The organism is Blautia sp. HCP3S3_D9 (genome assembly GCF_052063845.1).
Lineage (GTDB): Bacteria > Bacillota > Clostridia > Lachnospirales > Lachnospiraceae > Blautia_A.
The window spans coordinates 1-4,546 of the sequence record NZ_JBQHWS010000190.1; the positions used below are offsets into that span (position 1 = coordinate 1).

3 protein-coding genes are annotated in these 4,546 nt (G+C 41.6%); all 3 read left to right on the top strand.

Annotated elements, in window-relative coordinates:
* Positions 1-304 precede the first annotated feature (304 nt).
* The gene (locus tag ACTNES_RS19515; RefSeq protein ID WP_441040447.1) at positions 305-1,948 is read left to right on the top strand and encodes a recombinase family protein; all 1,644 of its coding nucleotides are present in this window, start codon (positions 305-307) and stop codon (positions 1,946-1,948) included.
* Entirely contained in the window at positions 1,949-3,661 is a 1,713-nt protein-coding gene (locus ACTNES_RS19520; protein ID WP_441040448.1) for a recombinase family protein, read from the top strand.
* 2 nt (positions 3,662-3,663) lie between these two features.
* Positions 3,664-4,546 (top strand): recombinase family protein (locus ACTNES_RS19525; protein ID WP_441040449.1); only part of this gene is annotated, 883 nt, incomplete at its 3' end.

Sequence of the window (4,546 nt, forward strand, 5' to 3'; positions counted from 1 at the left end):
GGGTTCACATGGGAACAGTGTCTAAGAACAGGGGCATGTCTTGTGTGGGTGTCCGTAAAACGGGTACTACACTAATTCGCGTGTCCACTGTTATGGGTACATTATAAACATCCGGGGGCTAGTGGGATGGTGCTGGATGAGGATAGGATTAGGCTGTTGGATAGGATTGGGATGGATTGGAAGATGTCATGGGAATTGCAGTGGATCCATGTTAATCTGAAAGAGGACTAAGTCGTTTGCGGCCTCTGGTTTCTGGATTATCTGGATTAGGCTCCAGAATAATACAGAACAGGAGGATTAGCAGATGCAAAAAACATATCAAGCAGCAATGTACCTTAGATTATCGAGGGAAGATGGTGATGTTACTGAAGGCGGCAAGCAGGTCAGCAACAGTATCGCCAATCAAAAAGAGCTGGTCATGGATTATCTTAAATCACATCCAGAGATCCAGATTGCAGATACTTATGTGGATGATGGATTTAGTGGTGTTGATTTCGAAAGACCGGAGTTCCAGAGGATGCTCTCTGACATCAGGGAGAATAAAATCAATTGCGTTGTCGTAAAGGACTTATCACGTTTTGGCAGAAATTATATTGAGTCTGGACGTTACATCGAAAAGATTTTTCCTATGCTGGGAATCCGTTTCATTGCCATCACAGACGGTTATGATAGCATCAATGAGGATATGGGGAGTGAAATGATCATTCCTTTTAAGAACCTTATCAATGATGCTTACTGTCGTGATATTTCGGTAAAAATTCGTAGTCATATGGATATCAAGAGACGCAATGGTGAGTACATCGGTGCCTTTGCGGCTTACGGATATCTGAAGGATGAAGAGAATAAGAATCATCTTGTGATTGATGATTATGCAGCGGATGTGGTGAGAGATATTTTCACTATGAAGCTTTGTGGAATGAGCCAACAGGCCATAGCCGATAAGCTGAATGCAGACGGAATTTTATCTCCAATCCAGAACAAGAAGAGCATTGGTATAGAACTGGAAAGTTCATTCCAGAAAAGCATTAATCCTAAGTGGAGCTATAATGCGGTGCTTCGTATCTTGAAGAATGAGGTCTATACCGGAACTGTTGTCCAGGGTAAGTGTACCACACCGAATTATAAGATTAAGAAGCGCATTCATAAGGATGAGACTGAATGGATCCGTGTGGAGAATATGCATGAAGCCATTGTCAGCAGGTCAGAATTTGATTTAGTGCAGGCTCTTCTTTTAAGAGATACAAGAGTATCGCCTGACAGAGCAGAAGTATTTCCGCTTGCAGGAATGGTTTATTGTGCTGACTGCGGCGAGCCGATGGTTCGTAAGACTATTCCGTCAAATGGTAAGAAGTACATCTATTATGTGTGTGCAGGCAATAAACGAGATAAGACAAGCTGTAGCTCCCACAGTGTTTCGGAGAAGAGACTGACAGGTAGTGTACTCGAACTGGTAAAAACCTTTGTTGGAAAGGTCATGGCTTTATCAGAGGCAGTTGAGGTTGTGAGCCAGGCTCCTAATATGAAGCCGGACATTATGAAATATGAGATTCGCATTCTTAGGCTTAGAGAGGAAGCTGAGAGCTGCAATCTTAGACGTAAGAATCTGTATGAAGATTTCAAGGATGGAATTCTTACAAAAGATGAATATTCCATGCTCAGAGATCAGTATCAAAGCCAGATGGCAGATATCGAGAACAGTATTTCTTCACTTGAAGCTGAGAGGGATGGGCTTCTTGCAAATGGATCCGGTAAGCAGGAATGGATTGAGAATATTAAAAAATATAAGGGCATTGTTAGTCTGAACAGAAGCCTCATCACATTCTTGATTGAAAGAATAGATGTGATTGATGGTAATACTCTTCAGGTAACATATCGTTTTCAGAAGGAAATAGCAGAGCTGGAGCATGTGGTAGAGCTTTATGCATCTGAACTGAAGGAGGCGATATAAATGGCACGTAAGAGTAGAAAAGAGTCTGTTGCGATTGCCAAGGCTCCTGAAAAGCAGAGTGGATATAAGACCGCTGTATATGTCAGATTGTCCAGGGAAGATGAACGTAAGATTGAAAGTGATACGGTGGAGAACCAGATTGCTTTCCTTAAGGATTTTGTCAGCAAGGATGAAACACTTAGCCTCACAGAGATTTATGTGGACAGACATGTAACCGGCACGAAGTTTGACAGACCACAGTTTAATCAGATGATTGCTGATATCAGAAGCGGCAAAATCAATTGCGTGGTTGTGAAGGACTTATCGAGACTTGGCAGAAACTATCTGGAAGCAGGAGATTATATTGAGAAGATATTTCCATTCTTTGGAGTTCGATTTATCGCTGTTACAGATAATTACGACAGCCTTACATCAAATCCGTCAGAAGATGGACTGATAGTACCGCTTAAAAATCTTATCAATGAAGCCTATGCAAAAGATATTTCAAAAAAGATTGATACATCCTTTGAGAATATGTTCAAGCAGGGAATCTTCCTGGCAACAACGGCAGCCTATGGATATAGGAAAGACCCGGATGATCCGCATATGGTTTTGGTGGACGAAGAGGTAAAGGACATTGTCATCAGAATATATGTGGAATTTTTGACTGGCAGCAGTCTGGCACAGATAGCTAAAGGATTGAATGCTGATGGCGTTTTAGCTCCAAGTGTTTACTGGCAGGAAAAGGGTGTCATTCATAAACAGAAGTATACCAATAAATGGGAAGGCAAGATGATTAGAAGAATTCTTGAGAACCCCATTTATACCGGTGATATTCAGATTGGAAAGACAAAGAAGTGTTATTACAAGGGAATCACAAAGCCAGTGAACCGTGAAGGTTATTATTTTGAAAACCATCATGAAGGCATAATCTCTCATGAAATGCAAAAGAGAGCATTGGAACTTTTGAGCATTAAGAAGAAAGCCTATCACGATTCACATAGCAAGGATAAAGGTGTTGAGAAGAATACCAAAGAGGATATGCTGCAGGGAATTCTGTATTGTGCTCATTGTGGCAATAAGATGAACCTATATCGCAAGACAGTGAAGCTTGTGGGCGGTGTTGGACATTATAGCACCTATGTATGCAGGCGTTCAGCTACTTATGGCGATGCTGATCCTAAGAAGAACATCAAAGCTGAGAAGATGGAAGCTTTTGTGCTGGAGTTGATAAAGACTCATATTGCAGTTTATGTTGAAAGCAAAGAGAGACTAAAGGCTCTGAATAGGATGCCTAAAGCGGTATCAGAGAAGTCAGAACTGGATAAGAGACTGGTGGAACTGCAGAGCAGATATGATAAGGTAGCTGACTTCATTAAAAATCTGTATGAGGATTTCGCTGATGGGGTTTTCTCCGAAGATGAATATTTGGAAATGAAAGCTGGGTATGTGGCAGAGCAGGAAGCATTATCAGAGGAAATAGTCTCAGCGAGAATGAAGGCATCTACTTATGAGACATCATATTCCGGCTCTACTGATATGCAGGAAGCATTCAGCAAGTATCTTGGAGTGAGCGAACTGAGCAGAGAGTTGGTTCTTACTTTTATTAAGAAGATAACCTGCTATGACAATGACAGATTTGAGGTGAAATATACCTTTACAGATGAACTTGCGAAGCTGATGTTTTCGGCAGGAAGATTGAGAGCGGAAGTATTTCATCACAGCGCAGGCTGATTATGGACTACATCAATAAACAGAGAGAGTTTGCTGGATGCAATGTCATAGAGCGTTGTGATGATGGTATCTCAGGCAGATATTTTGATACCAGACCTCAGTTCACAGAAATGATTGAGCTGGCTAAGAAGGGCAAAATAAACTGCATTATCGTAAAGGACTGCTCCAGATTCGGTAGGGATTATGTAGAGCTTGGAGACTATTTGGAGCAGTTATTTCCATTCCTGGGTGTAAGATTCATTGCCATCAATGACCATTATGATAGTGACAAGACTGAGGGCGGTTTAGATATCGCCTTCAAGAATCTTGTTTATGATATTTATTCCAGAGACCTATCAAAAAAGGTCAGAGCTTCACGAAAGCAGATGGCAGCTCAGGGCAAGTACATTGCCGGGCAGACACTGTATGGTTACCGCAAGAAAAAGAAGAACAAGCACCAATTGGAAATAGACCCAGAGGCAGCAGCCGTTGTTAGAGAAATATTTGATATGAGGATTGCTGGTGTTGGTCTTACAGAGATTGCGAGAAATCTGAATGACAGAGGTATCAAATGCCCATCGGTTTATAAAACTGAGAAGGGAGAGGCTTCAAATCATACAGAGAATGCAGAAAATATGTGCTGGACTGCAAGTGGTGTTCTTCAATTATTAAGTAATGAGATTTATACAGGGGCTGTTGTTGCTCTGAAATCTACCTTTGATAAAGTTACCGGCAAGCTGAAGGTTAAGCCTAAGGAAGAGTGGAGCAAAGTCGAAGGGATGCATGAAGCGATTGTTTCAAAAGAAGTATTCCAGAAGGCACAGGAAATGATTACTCCACAGAAGGCTCCGAGCGAGACACGAAAGCAGCATTACATCTGTGGATGCTGTGGACGTGGACTTAATC